16 protein-coding genes are annotated in these 17,517 nt (G+C 44.4%); 12 read left to right on the top strand and 4 right to left on the bottom strand.

All coding sequences use genetic code 11. From position 1 onward, the window contains the following. Positions 1-52 precede the first annotated feature (52 nt). The 7 genes from CGSMWGV1500E_RS05620 to CGSMWGV1500E_RS05650 all read left to right on the top strand — a co-directional run bounded on the left by CGSMWGV1500E_RS05620 (position 53) and on the right by CGSMWGV1500E_RS05650 (position 7,915). Positions 53-1,834 carry an ammonium transporter gene (locus tag CGSMWGV1500E_RS05620; protein ID WP_032843358.1) on the top strand — a complete coding sequence of 594 codons (1,782 nt, stop codon included), beginning with the start codon at positions 53-55 and terminating at the stop codon, positions 1,832-1,834. Between the two features lie 277 nt (positions 1,835-2,111). Further along, on the top strand, positions 2,112-3,473 hold the full coding sequence (locus CGSMWGV1500E_RS05625) for an MATE family efflux transporter (protein WP_004126427.1): 1,362 nt from the start codon (positions 2,112-2,114) through the stop codon (positions 3,471-3,473). Between the two features lie 77 nt (positions 3,474-3,550). Further along, a complete protein-coding gene (dnaB, locus tag CGSMWGV1500E_RS05630; RefSeq protein WP_032843371.1) occupies positions 3,551-4,990 on the top strand; it encodes a replicative DNA helicase in 1,440 nt (479 codons plus the stop codon). A 6-nt stretch (positions 4,991-4,996) separates the two neighbouring features. Then, positions 4,997-6,415 carry a Mur ligase family protein gene (locus CGSMWGV1500E_RS05635; RefSeq protein ID WP_004126422.1) on the top strand — a complete coding sequence of 473 codons (1,419 nt, stop codon included), beginning with the start codon at positions 4,997-4,999 and terminating at the stop codon, positions 6,413-6,415. A 5-nt stretch (positions 6,416-6,420) separates the two neighbouring features. Further along, positions 6,421-7,218, top strand: a complete 798-nt coding sequence (locus CGSMWGV1500E_RS05640; protein ID WP_004126419.1) for a type 1 glutamine amidotransferase — start codon at positions 6,421-6,423, stop codon at positions 7,216-7,218. An 80-nt stretch (positions 7,219-7,298) separates the two neighbouring features. Next, positions 7,299-7,496 carry a type II toxin-antitoxin system HicA family toxin gene (locus CGSMWGV1500E_RS05645; protein WP_004126415.1) on the top strand — a complete coding sequence of 66 codons (198 nt, stop codon included), beginning with the start codon at positions 7,299-7,301 and terminating at the stop codon, positions 7,494-7,496. Next, entirely contained in the window at positions 7,496-7,915 is a 420-nt protein-coding gene (locus tag CGSMWGV1500E_RS05650) for a type II toxin-antitoxin system HicB family antitoxin (RefSeq protein WP_004126412.1), read from the top strand. The genes CGSMWGV1500E_RS05645 and CGSMWGV1500E_RS05650 overlap by 1 nt, the downstream gene beginning before the upstream one ends. A gap of 183 nt (positions 7,916-8,098) precedes the next feature. Here the strand turns inward: CGSMWGV1500E_RS05650 and upp are convergent, their stop codons facing one another. The 4 genes from upp to CGSMWGV1500E_RS05670 form a co-directional block, all read right to left on the bottom strand. Continuing rightward, the gene (gene upp / locus CGSMWGV1500E_RS05655; RefSeq protein WP_004126409.1) at positions 8,099-8,737 is read right to left on the bottom strand and encodes a uracil phosphoribosyltransferase; all 639 of its coding nucleotides are present in this window, start codon (positions 8,735-8,737) and stop codon (positions 8,099-8,101) included. 290 nt (positions 8,738-9,027) lie between these two features. Then, entirely contained in the window at positions 9,028-9,681 is a 654-nt protein-coding gene (locus tag CGSMWGV1500E_RS05660) for a hypothetical protein (protein WP_004126406.1), read from the bottom strand. 46 nt (positions 9,682-9,727) lie between these two features. Then, positions 9,728-10,906 carry an NUDIX hydrolase gene (locus tag CGSMWGV1500E_RS05665; RefSeq protein WP_004126403.1) on the bottom strand — a complete coding sequence of 393 codons (1,179 nt, stop codon included), beginning with the start codon at positions 10,904-10,906 and terminating at the stop codon, positions 9,728-9,730. A 295-nt stretch (positions 10,907-11,201) separates the two neighbouring features. Continuing rightward, complete coding sequence (locus CGSMWGV1500E_RS05670; protein ID WP_004126387.1) at positions 11,202-13,439, bottom strand: RNA degradosome polyphosphate kinase; 2,238 nt, start codon at positions 13,437-13,439, stop codon at positions 11,202-11,204. A 634-nt stretch (positions 13,440-14,073) separates the two neighbouring features. Between CGSMWGV1500E_RS05670 and CGSMWGV1500E_RS05675 the strand changes: the two genes are divergently transcribed. From CGSMWGV1500E_RS05675 to CGSMWGV1500E_RS05695, 5 genes are all read left to right on the top strand, one after another. Continuing rightward, a complete protein-coding gene (locus CGSMWGV1500E_RS05675) occupies positions 14,074-14,805 on the top strand; it encodes an MIP/aquaporin family protein (protein ID WP_004126384.1) in 732 nt (243 codons plus the stop codon). 165 nt (positions 14,806-14,970) lie between these two features. Continuing rightward, the gene (locus CGSMWGV1500E_RS05680) at positions 14,971-16,020 is read left to right on the top strand and encodes a glutamyl-Q tRNA(Asp) synthetase (RefSeq protein WP_032843368.1); all 1,050 of its coding nucleotides are present in this window, start codon (positions 14,971-14,973) and stop codon (positions 16,018-16,020) included. A gap of 58 nt (positions 16,021-16,078) precedes the next feature. Then, a complete protein-coding gene (locus CGSMWGV1500E_RS05685) occupies positions 16,079-16,372 on the top strand; it encodes a hypothetical protein (RefSeq protein ID WP_230455179.1) in 294 nt (97 codons plus the stop codon). Further along, positions 16,369-16,677, top strand: a complete 309-nt coding sequence (locus CGSMWGV1500E_RS05690) for a hypothetical protein (protein WP_004126374.1) — start codon at positions 16,369-16,371, stop codon at positions 16,675-16,677. The genes CGSMWGV1500E_RS05685 and CGSMWGV1500E_RS05690 overlap by 4 nt, the downstream gene beginning before the upstream one ends. Before the next feature lie 31 nt (positions 16,678-16,708). Further along, complete coding sequence (locus tag CGSMWGV1500E_RS05695) at positions 16,709-17,497, top strand: YggS family pyridoxal phosphate-dependent enzyme (protein WP_004126370.1); 789 nt, start codon at positions 16,709-16,711, stop codon at positions 17,495-17,497. Positions 17,498-17,517: the final 20 nt, after the last annotated feature.

The raw sequence follows: 17,517 nt of genomic DNA, 5'->3' as shown, positions 1-17,517 counted from the left end.
TATCAGCTGCAATGGTTATTCCTTGCACTGTTTGAAATAATTGAGGTGAAAAATGACCACAATGGATCCGCAGTGGGCGTTGTTGGCCGGCGCATTGGTGTTTATTATCACGCCGGGTATTGCCCTATTTTATGGCGGCCGCGAACGCGCTACTTCTATGGTAAATATGATGATGTTATCCGCTGGCGCGATCGCTGTTACAACGCTTGTATGGACTTTGTGGGGATGGTCACTGGCTTTTGCTGGTAAAGATATGGCTGGCGGAGTTGTTGGCGACCCATTTAGCGGTTTACTATTCCGCGATTCTATGGTTGCAGACCATGGTGTATTTACATCTATGGATGCTAATTCCGGACTAGCTGGAGGCATTCCTGCCGCATTCCGCTTAGCTTGCGCAGTTGTTGCAGTTGCTTTAATTACAGGAGCATTGGCTGGGCGTGTGCGTTACGCTATTTGGCTTATTTTTGTGGCTGTTTGGGTTACTTTAGTATTTGCTCCGCTTGCTCATATGGTTTGTGGCGGCGGATTGCTGTCTGCCAATGGAGCTATCTCGCAAGCTTTGGGCATTCAAGTGCATGATTTTGCAGGCGGATCTTTACTACATATTGCTGCTGCAGTTTCAGCTTTTGCAATTGTTATGATTATTGGCGGCCACGCTCATTTCCCATTGAAGCGTTTGGTGTTGCATATTAAAAATGTTGCTCATGCTGGAACAGGAGCTGGCTCGGCATCTGCTAAAACTAATTCTCGTAATGCAAAGAGTCGTTTATCTCGTGCATTGTGGGCTGATGTTGCAAAGGCTCAGGATAATTCTTCTACCGAATCTGTTGTTTCTTCAGTAGCTACTGTGGCTGAAGTTGCTGAAACTTCTTCTCAGTCATCTGTTGAAAATGGTTCTGTTCGTCATCCGCATAATGTTCCATTTGTTATGCTTGGAATTTTCTTGATTTGGTTCGGATGGCTTGGCTTAATGATTGGCTCTTCCGCCGGTGTTCCAGGTGTTGCTGGTTATGCTTGGGTAAGTTCCACAATAACCGCATCTGCATCAATGTTGGCTTGGGGTGTGACCGAACGTTTGCGTTCTGGATGTTTCTCTGCATTAGGTGCTGCGTCCGGCGTTATGGCAGGTTTGTCTGCTAGCGCAGCTGCAGCAGACGTTATTGCGCCGCTGTGGGCCTTGGTTTTGGGTGTGCTTTCTGGAGTTATTACTTCACTTGTGACTCATTCTCGCACTTTCGCACGTTATGACGGAGCTTTGCATGTTGTAAGTGTAAATGGTGTTGCAGCTCTTATTGGTGTAATCTCCGTTGGACTTTTTGCAGATGGTTCTGGTTTGCTTTCTGTTGGAGATTGGCATCAGATTGTTGCGCAACTTTGTTTAATCGGAATTGTAGTGCTTTACTCGGGTGCTGTAACAGCTATTGTTGCTTTTGCTCTTGAAAAGCTTTTTGGCTGGCGTATTTCTGAAGCTAAGGAACGTAAGGGCGTCGATTTAGCCGATCAAGGCGAACGTGCTTATGATTTCTCTTCCATTGCTCAAAGCCATGAAGGTGCTGTTGTTGCAGTGTCTGACGATGCGTCAAGTAAAACTCAGATGGCTGTTCTTACTTCGGTTGATATTGCAGTTGATGACAATTCTATGGAGTCTGAATCAACTAGTGCAGATAAGCAAACAGTTTTGGAAGCTGGTAAGAAATCAGATTCTGAAACTAATGACGAATCTGAAAAGAGTCAGTCTGAAGTTAATTTAGACGAAAAAACATTAGAAGAAGAGCAAGAATCTAATAAAAACAATAAAAAATCTAGTAAATCTCGCGAAGATAACGGTAAGTAAAGCTGGAAAAATAGATTCCGTAAGACACGCACGAATTATTAAATGTGGATAAAAAGATAAGTTATCCACATTTAAGGCGTGTCTAAGTGGACATCTTGCAAAATTATCCACATGTTGGGGATAACAATGTGGATATATTGCGAATAACTTTGCAGAATCATATTTTTACTTGTATTTTACTCATATTTGTGTTAGCTCAATCGCGAATATTTTTATGTAGTATTTGCACAATATTGCATTTGCTGCGATTTGCTAGATAGCAGTGAAATGAAGCATTATGACGAATCAAGAGTTGGATAATCAGAATAAAAAAGAGGTACTTCGCAATATTTGGATACTTGCTGTACCAACTTTTGGACAGCTTATATCTGAACCTGCGTTCGTACTTATTGACACTGCTATTATTGGTCATATTGGCAAAAACGCGTTGGCTGGACTTTCTATTGGCTCAACAGTACTTCTTACCGTTGCAGGTCTTTGCTTATTTTTGGCATACAACACAACTTCTCAAGTTGCTCGTCTTCTAGGTGCGGGTAGACGTCGAGAAGGTTTTAGCGTTGGAATGGACGGCTTGTGGCTTGCATTATTTCTTGGTGTAATTCTTACAGCATTGCTTATTTTCGCCGCTGAGCCGCTATGTTACGCAATAGGCGCGCGTGGCTCTACGTTGCAGGATGCTATTGTGTACACTCAAATGGTTATGCCAGGCCTTCCAGCAATGCTTCTTGTGTATGCTGCAAACGGAATATTTCGAGGGCTTAGAAAAGTCCGTATAACCTTATTTGCTGCTGCTAGTGGCGCTGTGCTTAATACTATTCTCGATGTGATTGCAGTTTTTGGATTAAACATGGGAATTGCCGGCTCTGGAATTGCAACAATGATTGCCCAATGGTATATGGGACTTGTGCTCAGTATTCCAGCTGTTATTTGGGCTATGCAAAGTGGTGCTCGTCTTAAACCTCATTTTCAACATATTTTACATTCTGCAGGAACTGGCATGCCGCTATTTGTGCGAACACTTGCATTGCGCGTGTGCATGGTTGCTACGGTTGTTGCTGCAACTCGTCTTGGTACAAATACGCTTGCTGCGTATCAAGTTGCTAATTCTTGCTGGAATTTTGTTATGAATATTCTCGATGCTATTGGTATTGCGGCACAAACTATTGTTGCCTCAGTGCTGGGAGCGGGCCTACGTAAACGTGCTGGAATTATTACACGCATTTGTGCTCAAGTTGGTGCTGTAAGCAGCTTAGGAGTCGGTTTATTCATGATTTTAGTGGGGTGGAGCTGTTCGCCACTGTTTAGTCCGCACGCAGATATCCAGCTTTTAATTTCTGTAGGCATGACAATTCTTGGCTTGTTCTTGCCTCTTGCTGGATGGATGTGGGCGCTAGATGGAGTATTAATCGGAGCTGGCGATCATTCTTACTTAGCAAAATCATGCTCAGCTACGGCAGTTGTGTATTTAGGCGTACTTATTTGTACAAGCTGTTTTGACGTTGCTTTTAACGCGAACGATGTAATAAGAACAATCACATTGTGGATTGTGCTAAATTCAGTGTATATTGGCGGTCGCGCGCTGGGAAATAGTTTGCGCATTAGAAACGATTTGTGGATGAATGCTGCACTAAAACTATAAATATTTTGTAATATTACTTGTGCAAATATTTTGAAGTTTTTGTTCTTAAATACGTGCGCGCGTTTATACTCGTTTTTATGGCAGATAATGATATGTGGCAGTCCACTAATGGCAATGCTGGCGCGCCGATATATGGTTCTGGAGCTACTCGTAACGCTGAAAGAACAAGCGGTACCACACTGTTTGATCGTGTTCCTCCGCACGATGTTGACGCCGAAATGGCAGTGCTTGGCGGAATGCTTATGAGCAAAGATGCTATCGGTGAAGTATCGCAAGTGCTAGAAACAGCAGATTTTTATCAGCCTCAGCATCAAACTATTTACGATGCTATTCTTACGCTTTTTGCAGGCTCTCAGCCTGTTGATGTTGTGCTTATAGCTAATGAATTAATGAAGGATGGAAATCTCGATAAAGTTGGCGGAGCTGATTATTTACATAGCCTAGTAGCTTCCGTTCCAACAGCTGCAAACGCAATGTACTACGCAGATATTGTGCACCAAAATGCTATTCTTCGTAACGTTATTACTGCTGGAACAAAAATCGCACAAATGGGCTATTCTGCATCCGGAGCTCAGGCAGAAGATATTGTAAATCTTGCGCAATCAGAAGTGTATGAGATGAGTGCAGGCAAAGTGCGTCAAGATTATGTTGCCATTGGTCCAGTTTTGCAAAATACTCTTGATCAGCTCGATAAAATGCAAAATCACGAACTTGAGCAGGGTGTGCCAACTGGATTTAGAGATATTGACGAAGTTACGCAGGGTTTGCAGCCTGGTCAAATGATTGTTGTTGCAGGTCGTCCAGCCATGGGTAAGTCAACACTTGGCATTGATTTTGCTCGCTCGGCAGCACTACACCACAATATGACATCTATTGTGTTCTCTCTAGAAATGAGCAAAGTAGAATTAGCTCAGCGCATTATTGCTGCAGAAACTAATATTCCACTTGCTGCCATGCGAAGAGCAGAAGATATTACTCCAGATCGTTGGAATACTCTCAATAATTTCTGGACAAAAATGCAGGATGCTCCGCTTTTTATTGACGACAGCCCAAATATGAGTCTGATGGAAATTCGTGCAAAATGTCGCAGGCTCAAGCAGACGAATGATTTGAAACTTGTAGTTATTGATTACCTTCAGCTTATGAGTTCCGGCAAGCGCGTAGAAAGTCGTCAGCAGGAAGTTTCGGAATTTTCGCGTGCGCTAAAGCTTTTAGCAAAAGAACTTGAAGTGCCAGTTGTGGCTTTGAGCCAGCTTAATCGTGGACCGGAAATGCGAAACGACAAGAAACCGCAGCTTTCAGATTTGCGCGAATCTGGTTCTATTGAGCAGGATGCTGACGTTGTGTTCCTTGTACATAGACCTGATTTTTACAATAAGGAAGATCGCCCAGGCGAAGCTGATATTATTATGGCAAAGCATCGTAATGGTCCTACTGATACGTTTAATCTTGCCTTCTTGGGTGCAACTTCCAAGTTCATGGATATGCCGCAAGATTACCAGCAGGCGGGAGTGTGATTTAGTATGTCAAGCGGCGACCATGAATCGCGTAAAAAGTTTCGCAAAGATTTGCATAAGCATTGGTACAGCTTTGCCATGCCTGCTGTTGGGAAACTTGTTTGCGCGCTTTCTAGGCTGCTTCACCATGGTGGAAGCGCATTACCTGGTAAAGTCATTGAGAGCCTCGATCCAGGCTTTTTAGCACGTACTCTTTCCGCATTGCCATACGGAATAGTGCTCGTTTCTGGAACCAATGGCAAGACTACCACAACGCGTATGGTAACTTCTATGCTGCGCGAGTCAGGACTTAACGTATTTACCAATCCAACCGGTTCAAACTTTACTAGAGGAGTAGTTGCAGCTCTTGCAAAAACAATGCCGGCTTTTGGCACAAAGCTTGACGCAGATATTGCAGTTTTAGAGCTTGACGAAGCGTATGCAGTGCATTTCGTAAATCAAATCAAGCCTCGTTACTCTTTATTGCTAAACGTTATGCGAGATCAGCTCGACCGATTCGGCGAAATTGACACAACCGCAAAACTATTAAGCAACGTAGCTGCTGCAACCGAAGAAACGGTAGTGCTAAACCGTGAGGATCCACGTATTCGTGCGCTCGCAAGCTTTGTTCCTTCCGGAGCTCGCGTGCAATATTTTGGTTTAGATGATGCTGTAAAAAGCATGTTCCCAACTGATGATGATTTGCACAATAGCACTGAAAAAAGTGAAAATTGCGAAGACGGTGCAGTAGGGAAAGATAGCAATCTTCCTAAAGCAGACGTTGTGCTTTCAAAAGTTGGAGACCACGAGGCTGAGTTTATACTTGATGGCAAGCGTAAAACCACATCTGTAAAACTTGACGGCGCTTACAATATTTTCAACGCTGCCGCTGCAGCAACAGTAGTTCGAGCTATCTTAGCGGACGCTGCAAAACAGAATTCTGCGCTGCAAAAATTCGATGACGATGCGCTTATGGAAGCGATTTCGCACGTAACTCCTGCTTTTGGTAGAGGCGAAGTAATTGAAGTTAATGGCGCTCCTGTTGAGCTTGTTTTAGTGAAGAATCCTATTGGTTTTAGGCTTGCAATCGCTTCAGATCATCCGCAAAATCACGATATAATGATTGCAATTTGCGACGAATATGCAGACGGTAGAGATATGAGCTGGCTGTGGGACGTTGATTTTGCAAGCTTTAGAAGCGCGGGAGTTGCGTGCGTTTCTGGCACTCGCGCATGGGATATGGCTTTGCGTCTGCAATATGATAAGGTCTCGTCTCGCAATGTGAATACGGATTTGGAAGAAGACGTTAAATCTTTCGTGAACGGTGATTTTAGCGGCAACGTGAAAAATGCAAAACGCATATACTGCACGTATACTGCAATGCTTCGCGTGCGCGCTGCTTTAGCGCAACTTGCGGAAGTTAAAGACGTTGGAGTTGGAAAGTAGTTGTCATGAATGGTTCCAGTGATATTAGTAAAGCAAATGCTACTTTTGAAAACGAAAATCGCGAGCTAGATATTGTGTCGCTGTATCCGAAAGACATGAATATTTACGGCGACTACGGCAATGTGCTTACGATTATGCGCCGAGCGGAATTGTACGGTTACAAGCCCGTGCTTCACGAGTACAATGTTGGTGATTTATGGCCAGAGCGCGTGGATATGATTCTTGGCGGCGGTGGTCAAGATCATGGTCAAAGCAGAGTCACTAAAGATTTATTTGCGCGCGCGGATGCGATTCGAGGGCTTGCAAAAGCTGGCGTTCCAATGCTTATGATTTGCGGGCTATACCAGCTTTTTGGCGAGTATTTTGAAACCGTTGAAGGCCAAAAGCTTCAAGGAATTGGAATACTTGGCGAGCATACGGTTGGTCAAGACGTGCGCATGATTGGAAATTTAGTAGAGCATAGTGCCGATTTTGGCGATATTGTGGGCTACGAGAACCATTCTGGGCGCACAAGCTTGGAGAGTGGTACGCAGCCGCTTGGCTCTGTTGATGGTGAAAATTGCGGAAATAATGGCAAAGACCACACGGAAGGCGCTAGAAAATACAACGTTATCGGCACTTATATGCACGGCTCAGTTTTGCCAAAAAATCCGCGTTTGGCTGACTTTTTAATTCGTACTGCTGTACAAAATCGTTACGGTGAATTTGCTCCAAGGCAGACTGATTCTCAACGCGCGGAGCTTGCGAAACTAGACGAATTAGCAGACCGCGCTCGCAAAGTGGCCATAACTCGTCCGCGGTAAATACACATAGGCGTATACGTGATTTAGTAGAAATTTGATTAATTATTTTATTTTATGCGCATAGTGTGTATAATCTTTTTATGAGATACAAAGAGATTGAAAAACGTCTTAAGAAGGACGGCTGGATACTTTTTGCACAGCGTGGAAGTCATTGCCAATTCGTGCATAAAACTAAAACGGGTAAAGTCACAGTACCTAAACATCCAGGTGATATTAACACATCAGTTGTTAAGTCAATCTGGCGTCAGGCGGGAATTAATGAAACAAAGGTGAAATGATGAAATTAGCGTATCCTGTTATTCTTACTCCATACGAAGATAATAGCGGAGGTTTTGTTGCAGAAGTCCCTGATTTGCCAGGGTGTGTAACTGGAGGCAGTAACCTTGCGGATGCTTTGATTATGGCAGAAGATGCAGCAAGTGGATGGGTTCTTACAGAACTCGAAAGTGGTAAGACTGCGCCAAAAGCTAGTGATATTAGTGATATTGTTATAGAAAATCCTAATTCAAAGTTGTCTATGGTTGCGCTTGATATGGATTCCTATGCTGCAAAATACGGTTCTCATGCAGTTCGTAAAAATGTTACTGTTCCAGCTTGGCTTGACACTTGGGCACAAAAAGCTGGCATCAGCTACAGTGGTACTTTGCGCGATGCTTTAGAAGCTTTATATGCTAAAGGAGCTGTGAATAAAGCTTAGTTGTATTAGTAGTTATATTATCTGATTTGTGATGCAGCATCGCATTAATCAATTAATACAAACACAAAAGCCTGCTGAAAGTTGCAAAGTGTTGCAAATCAGCAGGCTATTTTGTAGTTTTTAGATTCTAGCTTTAGATTCTAGCTTTTGTTTGATTTAGTTAGTGACTATTACTAGTAACTATTAGTCAATCAAACCATACAAACGATCGCCAGCGTCGCCAAGACCTGGAACAATATAAGCTTTGTCGTTCAAATGCTCGTCAACAGCGCAAACAACAACCTTAAAGTCAATAGAAGGATCAATCTCCTTCTCCAGGCGTTCCAAGCCCTCTGGGGCCGCCAAAATGTTAATAGCAGTAACATCCTTAGCGCCGCGCTCAGCCAAGTAATGTGTAGCAGCAACTAAAGTGCCACCCGTGGCAAGCATTGGGTCAAGAAGGAAGCACTGACGACCAGTCAAATCTTCTGGCAAACGGTTGGCATAAGTGACAATATCGAGCGTCTGCTCGTCGCGCTTCATGCCAAGGAATCCAACCTCAGCAGTTGGAAGAAGGCGAGTCATGCCGTCGAGCATGCCGAGACCAGCGCGCAAAACCGGCACAACCATTGGACGTGGGCGGTTTAAATGCTTGCCAGTCATCTTGCAAATAGGAGTTTCAATCTCGCGATCGCTAACTTCCAAATTGCGGGTTGCTTCGTAAGCTTCGAGGGTTACCAATTCGGAAACCAACTCGCGGAAAATATTAGATGGTGTATTCTTATCTCGCAAAACGGTGAGCTTATGGTCCACCAGCGGATGATGTAAAACATGAAGATCCATACCTTCTAGATTAGTGCAAGCATTGCACGTTAAGCTAGCGGCGTGCCGTTATTTTTGCGCAAAATATAAACAAATGTTAGTAAAAATATATTTTATTTAAACTTATCTAGCAAAATCTAAAATCTAAAATTCAAAACAGAAACGATACTGACTTGCGAAAGCGCCTGTCGGCGCAAACGCCGCTCGCAGCGGCAAAAAATGGAGCCCGGGGCTTAAACACAAGCCAGCATCATTTTGAGTATACCTTGTTTTCTGTTTTCACGCGCCGCACAATTTTAATCGAAAATAATTTATTCTAACTTTCCTGCTCGCCACAATTTTGCTCCATGAGCAAAAGATAGTGAAAGCGCGTGCATATTTGCGGATATGTGCAAAACCTTTGCAATTTTTTGCGTGTGTATTGTATTTGCTTGCTCGTCTAACTTTTTTGCGTAAACTCGCATTCCGCGCGCAATAATCGAAGTAAAAGCTGAAGATCGGTAAAGTGCTACAGCAAAATCGCCTGTAAAAGCGCCGGAAAGAATAGAGTCTGCAAGTCGCGCAATATCTTCTCCGGTAGGAGTCTCATCAATTCCTGTAATAGCTGATGCACTTGTAGTTTCAGGCTCGCCAAGACTCCAGTACTCAGCGTAAGCTTCGCGCTGTTTTCGTAAAGACATGCGCAGTAAATACAGTCGCCACAACATTCCAGGAAGAGACTCAGCCTCCGCGTGACTCCACAAATCTGCAATAACTTCAATGCCTTCATTTTCAACCAAATTCAGCACGCGCTCAACAATTTCCGGCGATTGCGTTTTATGAACGCGGTTAAGCAGGACGGCGGAGGAAGTGTGGCTAATTTCGTTTACAACATGCGGATCCGTGCCTCCTTCAATCTGCGCGAGCATTGCAGGATCCATTTGTGCAGGTCGGCTTGGGCGGGCAGAGCCAGTGGGGCTTGGCATAAAAGCAGATCTGCTTGAATGAATGGAACTCGATTGCGAATTTAAACTAGTAGACACTTGGAGTAACCTTTTCAATATCAATAATACGAGCGCCTTTAGGAGTGTTAATAATGTGCAAAACTACGGCACTTCCAGTTGGCATGTAAGGTGATTTTTGGCTGAGTATGCGCTTGTGTGCTCTAGGTTTTGTTATTTCGCGCAAATAATCGAAGAAAGTGCCAATAATTGGGCGGTGCAAGCACATGACTGTTGCGTTGTTTGCTGCGATTGCGTTGCTAGCTGCGCTTGTATTTTGTGCGTTACTCTCAAGATTTTGTATTTCTTTTATAAGCACAGATAACGTAGATTTTGGCTGTTTCTCGTGATGATCTTCAGTAAGTTCCGCAACCTGTTCTATAGGAAGTGAAGAATCGCGCGAAAAAGCCGCAACCGTTTCTAAACAACGCTTCCAAGGTGACGATATGATTTTATTCGGCGCGTAACATGCAAGTTCGCGGCCTAGAGCGTATGAAGCGGCAGCGCCCAGAGGTGTGATTGGTCGAGTTGCTTCGCTTCCTTGCCAAGTTTTTCGAGACTCAGCTTTCCCGTGACGCACCAAAAGCAGCGTGCTATATTCTCCTTGGATTGCGTGGAGCTTTTCTAAGAAAGCGTCCAGTACTTCGCGGTCGCTATCGTGAGTAAGTTTTTTGCGCGCTTTAGAAGGAGTAAGCCATAAAACATTGCCTATTTCAGTGGGTTTCGCCGGCTTAATTGGTCCGAAAGCAGGAAGACGCTTTGCTGCAGCCGGCTTGTCAATTAATCGCATCATCCAGTAGTGGATTCGCTTTATTACTTCTGGCTGGGGATTGCAGCTTCGGTTGCTATTTGATGTGTTGCTCTTGGAAGATTTTTTGCCTTCGCGCTCAAGGGGATACTCTATTTTGGCAATGTGCGGACCAAGTGTGACTGAATACCCTGTTTCTTCTCCAACTTCGCGCACGGCTGTGTGACGATGTGATTCGTTCGGCTCATTCTTTCCTTTTGGCCAGCTCCAATCGTCATATTTAGGACGGTAAACAAGGCAAAGCTCAAAATCATCGTAGCTAGGCTTTATTGCATTGAGTGGCTTTCTTGGAATGCTGCCTAGTTTTGCCTCTTCGCCTGCGTTTGAACTGTTTGTACTATCGCGCAAGCGGTAGATAATTCCGCCAGCTGCTTCAACATATTGCGTCGTTACTGCACTCATATTCACTATTTTAGCGGTTTTCTTTCGCAAATTTTAGTTGTGCCGTAATCTTTTACTTTTGACGCATTCGTAACAGTGCCGAAAGTGCCGTTATTTTTTGCCACTCCATAAATTATCATAAAACTGGCAAATTGCAGCGTAAAAAACTTCCCAAAACTGGCAAATAATATTGTAGAAGATTTGGCTGCTGGAACGCTTGAGATTTAGCCAGATCATAAGGGTTAATAAACACAACAAGAGCCAGAAACATATTACTGAATCCGGCTCTTGCTTATCGTTTATTAGTTACTTGCGCTTAGTTCGCACCGCGAGGCTTGCGCGTGTGAGTGTGAATTAAGTAAGCCTGGCTGTCTACGAGCGGACGACCTTCCTTATCGCGAGAATGCAAGGTATACGTGCCGTCTCCATCCATCCACCACGAAACAGTAGAATCAGCCATCTGCAAATCAATGTATTGAAGCAACGCTTCAACCTGATCTGGTGCACTTATGCGAACCAGTGTTTCAACGCGGCGGTCAAGATTGCGGTGCATTAAATCAGCCGAGCCAATCCACACTTCTGGGCCGCTTGCAGGGCCGTCACCAATTTGCGGACCGCAAGAGTTAGCAAAAGCGTAAATGCGGCTGTGCTCAAGGAATCTGCCAAGAATAGAGCGAACGCGAATATTGTCGCTCAAACCTTCAATGCCAGGCTTCAGTGAGCAAATTCCACGCTCAACAATATCAATCTTTACTCCAGCTTGAGAAGCTCGATACAATGCGTCAATAGTCTGCTCATCAACCACAGAATTGACCTTAATCTTAATCCACGCTTCCTTGCCAGCAAGAGCTGCAGCCTCCTCACGGCGAATGCGAGCAATAATGCCAGTGCGAACTGTGCGAGGAGCTACAAGCAAACGGTGGAAACTCGACTTTGGCGCGTAACCAGAAAGCTGATTAAACAAGCGAGTCAAATCCTGACCAACTACAGGATCGCAAGTAAGCAATCCCAAATCCGTGTAAAGGCGAGCAGTCTTAGGATTGTAATTACCTGTGCCAACGTGGCAGTATCTGCGCAACCCTTCTGCTTCTTGACGAACCACGAGCGAAAGCTTGCAGTGAGTCTTTAAGCCAACAATGCCATACACAACGTGAACGCCTGCACGTTCGAGCTTGCGTGCCCAAGCAATATTTGCATCCTCGTCAAATCGCGCCTTAATCTCAACAAGAGCAAGCACCTGCTTTCCAGCATGAGCTGCGTCAACAAGAGCGTCAATAATTGGCGAATTGCTAGATGTACGATACAAAGTCTGCTTAATTGCAAGCACTTTTGGATCTGCAGCAGCCTGCGCGAGGAATGCTTGCACAGAAGTAGAGAACGAATCGTAAGGATGATGAAGCAAAATATCATGCTCGCGAATCGAGGCGAAAATATCTTGCGCGTGGCTAGTTTCAACTTCCGCAATCTGACGGTTCGTAGTAGGAATAAACGGACGATACTTCAAATCAGGGCGATCAAGCGCCTGCAACTCAAACAGTACAGTCATATCAAGCGGCGAAGGCAAGCGATATACTTCCTCGGGACTTACGCGAAGCTGATTTGCAAGCAACTGAGAAAGGAATGGGCTGGCTTCGTTAGAAATCTCCAAACGAATTGGCGGTCCAAAACGACGTCGAAGAAGTTCCTTCTCCATAGCGTTGAGCAGATTTTCTGCGTCGTCTTCTTCAACGTCAATGTCCTCGTTACGCGTAACGCGGAAGGAGCGGGCTTCTTTAATAATCATGCCTGGGAAAAGCGATTCCAAGTGTGCTGCAATCAGCTTTTCCATAGTAATGAAGCCGTAACGCTCTTCGCGACCTTCTTCGTCTGTTAAATCGTCAACTGGTACAAGGCGATTCAAATTATCTGGAATTTTTACGCGCGCAAAATGCGACTTTCCAGAATTTGGATTTTCGACGATAACAGCCAAGTTAATAGACTTGCCGGAAATGTACGGGAACGGGTGAGCAGGATCCACTGCAAGAGGCGTAAGAACAGGGAACACTTGCTTTTTGTAGTAATCAGACAAACGAGCTTTTTCTGATTCTGTAAGTTTATCCCAGCTGAGCAAAACAATGCGCTGCTTTGCAAGCTCAGGAAGAATATGCTCAATAACATAGTGAGCGTGCTCATCTTGGCGACGGTGAGTGACCTCACTAATAGCACGCAACTGCTGGCGAGGGCTTAAGCCGGATGCTGCAGTTACTGCTATGCCAGAATCGATTCGGCGCTTCAAGCCTGCAACTCGAACCATAAAGAATTCGTCGAGATTTGACGCAAAGATAGCAGCAAAATTAGCGCGTTCAAGTAGCGGCAAATCGGTATTTTGTGCCAACTCAAGCACGCGACGATTGAACTTCAACCAGCTTAACTCGCGGTCAAAGAAACGATCTTTTGGTAACGGTAGCTCGCCCTCACGAGCTTCACGCTTTTCTGCTTTTTCATCTTCGGCGATGTGTTCGGCAATTTGACCGCGCAGTATCGCCTTTGAGGGAGCGTCAAAAATCTGTACCATACTCTGTAATTGTATGCGCTGTAAGGGAAGTGCGCGAATGAGTGTCGAGTGATTCGACACGCCGGCATTTGTTCAATTCGAACGTAAACGCACATGATAACCTTTGCATATTCACAAAAGTGTGCAATAGCTACGATTTTTTCAGTGCAATTGAACAGTATTGACAATATGTTAACAAATGCTATTTTGAGCTTTACTATTAGGTGAAAAACGATGATAATAATAATTACAAAAACAAAAAAGAGATAGCGGTAACCCACAAAAGTGTATGGATATAGAATCCGTGTACGTTGGACGGGATATTTAAGACTTTAACCGTTGCAACGAGGATGTTGTGAAGATGAAACCGCAAATATTGTTTTTGTAAATGAGAGGCTCGCCAAAGTGGCGGGCCTCTTTTGATGTGGGGGGCGATTTTACTGCTTACTCAGACTGTCGCACGCATAAGGGAAACTATCAAAGAATAATTGTTGGAATTCATTTTCTTAGCTTCTTTGAAAATGAGTATATATTGTGTTCCATGCTATGCTAATCGCAATTGCGAGTTGTTGGACGATTGTTAAGCGACGAGTCGTTATTTATACGCGTGATTACGTGTGCGGAGTTTGAAACAGGTAAGAAGGATCGAAGGACCATGCAATATTCGTTTATGACGAAGTTGGCTGCAGAATTTATTGGCACTGCTATTCTTATGATTTTTGGAAACGGTGCTGTTGCAAATGTTGAATTAAAAAATACTAAAGGACACCATGCTGGTTGGTTAAATATTGCCATGGGCTACGGTTTTGGCGTGATGTTCCCAGTGCTAATGTTCGGAGGAATTTCCGAAGCGCATATCAATCCTGCTATGACGATTGCGCAAGCTGCAAATGGAATGTTTGAGTGGCAAAACGTTGCGCCTTATATTGTAGCTCAGCTTTTGGGTGCGTTGGTTGGACAGCTTATTGTGTACGTAACGTATTTGCCGCACTACAACGAGACTGAGGAGCCAGAAGCAATTCTTGGTACGTTCTGCACTACGGATGCCTATAATAACAAGCTTAACTACTTCCTCAATGAGTTCTTTGGCACACTCGTGCTTGTTTTGGCAGCTCTTTGCTGCCTTGAATCTCCATGGGGTAAGGCGAATTTGGCCGGTGCGTCAATCGTAGTCGGCTTCGTTGTTTGGGGTTTGGTGACTTCTATGGGCGGCCCAACTGGTCCTGCTTTGAATCCTGCGCGTGATCTTATGCCGCGTTTGCTTCACGCAATTTTGCCAATTCCACACAAGGGATCTTCTCGCTGGGGTGAAGCGTGGATTCCAGTTGTTGCTCCTACGGCTGGCGCAATTTTGGGTGTGCTTATGTATAAGTCGTTATTTGCATAAAACATTTGCTTTTAACTGTGATTGATTACGGTTGATTGCGGTTGATCGCGATTGTAAGAAGCGCGTAATGCTAGTATGAATGCGTTACGCGCTTTTTATTTTGCAAGTTTATGTTTTGCAAGTTTATGCTTATTAATTAATAAAGATATTAAGAAAGACGAAATAATGTTTTCAAAGTCAACTATTGCCATTGGTCGTTTTGCGCCAACTCCTTCTGGGCGTATGCATATTGGAAACATGGTAGCAATGTTGGCCGCTTGGCTTTCTGCGAAATCGCAGGGTGGTCAAATGCTTTTGCGTTTGGAAGATCTCGATATTGCTAGAATGCCGAAAGGCGCGAGTGAGCAAATTATTGAAGATCTAAAATGGGCTGGTTTTGATTGGGTTGGAGAACCTACTTATCAGCATGAGCGTATCGCAATCTACCAAGAAGCTCTTGAATCTCTAGAATCTTTGCAAGACGACGACGGAAATTCGTTAATTTACCCTTGTTTTTGCTCGCGTTCCGATATTCGCGCGATTGCAGCTCCGCAAGAAGGCGATGGTTTTATACGCTACCCGGGTACGTGCAGAAATCTTCGCAAAACTGCGGAAGGTTTGGTGCAAATCGAAAAGCGTTTGCAAAATAATCAGCAACATTCCTTAAGGCTTGCTGTTCCACCGGCTGATTTAAGCCAAGCAAATGTGAGTTTTATAGATGCGATTTTTGGCGCGCAATCTTTTAACATTGACCGCGATTTAGGTGACATGGTTATTCGTCGAGCGGATGGCGTTTTCTCTTACCAGCTTGCGGTTGTTGTTGACGATGTTTTGAGCGGAGTAAATGATATTGTGCGTGGCCGCGATTTGCTTCGTTCAGCAGCGCTTCAAATTTGGATTGGCGAGTTGCTTGAAAAGTCGGGATTTTTTGCGGCTCACGGCGTGCGTTATGCGCAGACAAAATTCGCACATTTGCCGCTAATTGATAACGCTCAAGGCGAGCGGCTCGCAAAAAGCAAGCATTCGCTAGACGTCGGTGCGCTTCGTGAATCTGGCTGGAGCGCTGAGAGTATGATTGGCTACTGCATGTATCTTTTGGGATACAAAAAGCCTGGGCAAAATCAGCCGGTAGATATGAGTGCTGCCGATGCGCTTGCGTTATTTGAAAGCGACGAAACGCCGTGGGATTCTGTTCGCGCAAACCTAGCCGACAAATCCGTGCCCTTCCTTGACTAATGTATTTCACTGCATATAATTGCATATATTATTTGCCAATATTTGACGGCAACATATATTGGCATGTAATGTTGTGTGCATGGATCAATATGAAGAGCCAATTATTTTGCCATCAGCTTTGAAGCATGGGGTTTCAGAAAACGACATACTTCATGCGTATCGAGAATCAAGAGGTCCTGTGGATGTAAATTATGATAGAAATCCACCAACAATAATGTATGTGGGACCAGGAGTTTCTGGCGCTGTTTGGTACGAGATTGGCACAGCAAGAAGACGTGGATTTCCGCAAGAACTTATAGTTCACGCGATGAAAGCAAGAAAAGGATATTTGGAAAAGGAAGGGTTGAAATGAAATTTAGTGAACTGAGTAAAGAAGAGCAAAAAGATCTTGCGGAATATGGCGAGATTATTTCAAAAGAAATGGAAGCAAAATCGGAACCAGATCTAGGAGATCCAACTTTGGATTCTCGCTGGGATCCATCTCGTGAATTGAGCAGATTGAATTATCGCCGTCACGCAATTGAAAAAGAGATAAACAACGCTGTGTACAAAAGTCGCAAAAATGGTCAGTCTTGGAATACAATAGGTCGGGCACTTGGAGTTACCGCAGAAGCTGCACGTCGTAAATATAGTGATAAAATTCCTCAATTAGTGTGACTGTTTTTATGAGATTAGATTGGGGCAATAAATGGCATATATGACGCAAAAAGATTTAGCGAATACTGAGGTCGATTGTGTTCGTGCGCGTCAAATTGCCGACGGCGTGCACAGCGTGCAAGACGCCATTGCTCAAGCCGAATCGCATTATGGTCGCAAAGCTGAGTCGGTTACACTGCTTGCCGCAACTAAAACGCGAGATGCTGGCGAAATCATGGCAGCGCTCAGAGCAGGAGTGCGAGTAATTGGGGAAAATCGCCCACAAGAAATCGTTGCAAAAGCCGAGATTTTACGCGCACAAGCTGCTAGAGAAGGTTTAAGCGTTGGTGTGAACGGCGAAATTCCGCTCTACTTAATCGGTCAACTGCAAAGCAATAAAATAAACAAAGTTTTACCACTTGCAAATGGTATTCAGTCGGTTGACGGCATTGAACTTGCGCAAAAAATATCTGCTCGAGCGCAAAATTTGGGACTTTGCGTAGACGTTATGCTGGAAGTGAACGTTTCTGGAGAAGCTACAAAATCGGGGTGTGCGCCAGAACGTGCGATTGACGAAGCGCTCGCTATATCTAGTCTGCCGTCGCTTAATTTGCGCGGATTTATGACGCTCGGAGCGCGCGTGAATGATGAAAAAATAGTAAGACGTGGTTTCGCAGCATTGCGAGAAATTAGAGATTGTGTAGGTGGGCAACTCGCGCAAGACTCTGAAAAATTAGAGCTTTCGATGGGAATGTCCGGCGATTTTGCGTGGGCGATTGCCGAAGGCTCTACTATGGTTCGAATCGGTTCGGCAATCTTTGGCCCGCGCGCATTTGTGTAGTTTTAAGTCAAATTGATGAT

It is taken from the genome of Gardnerella vaginalis 1500E (genome assembly GCF_000263595.1).
GTDB classification, from domain to species: Bacteria; Actinomycetota; Actinomycetes; order Actinomycetales; family Bifidobacteriaceae; genus Bifidobacterium; species Bifidobacterium vaginale_E.
Note: the sequence above shows the minus strand (reverse complement) of the source record. Positions and strands in the feature narration are given on the sequence as shown.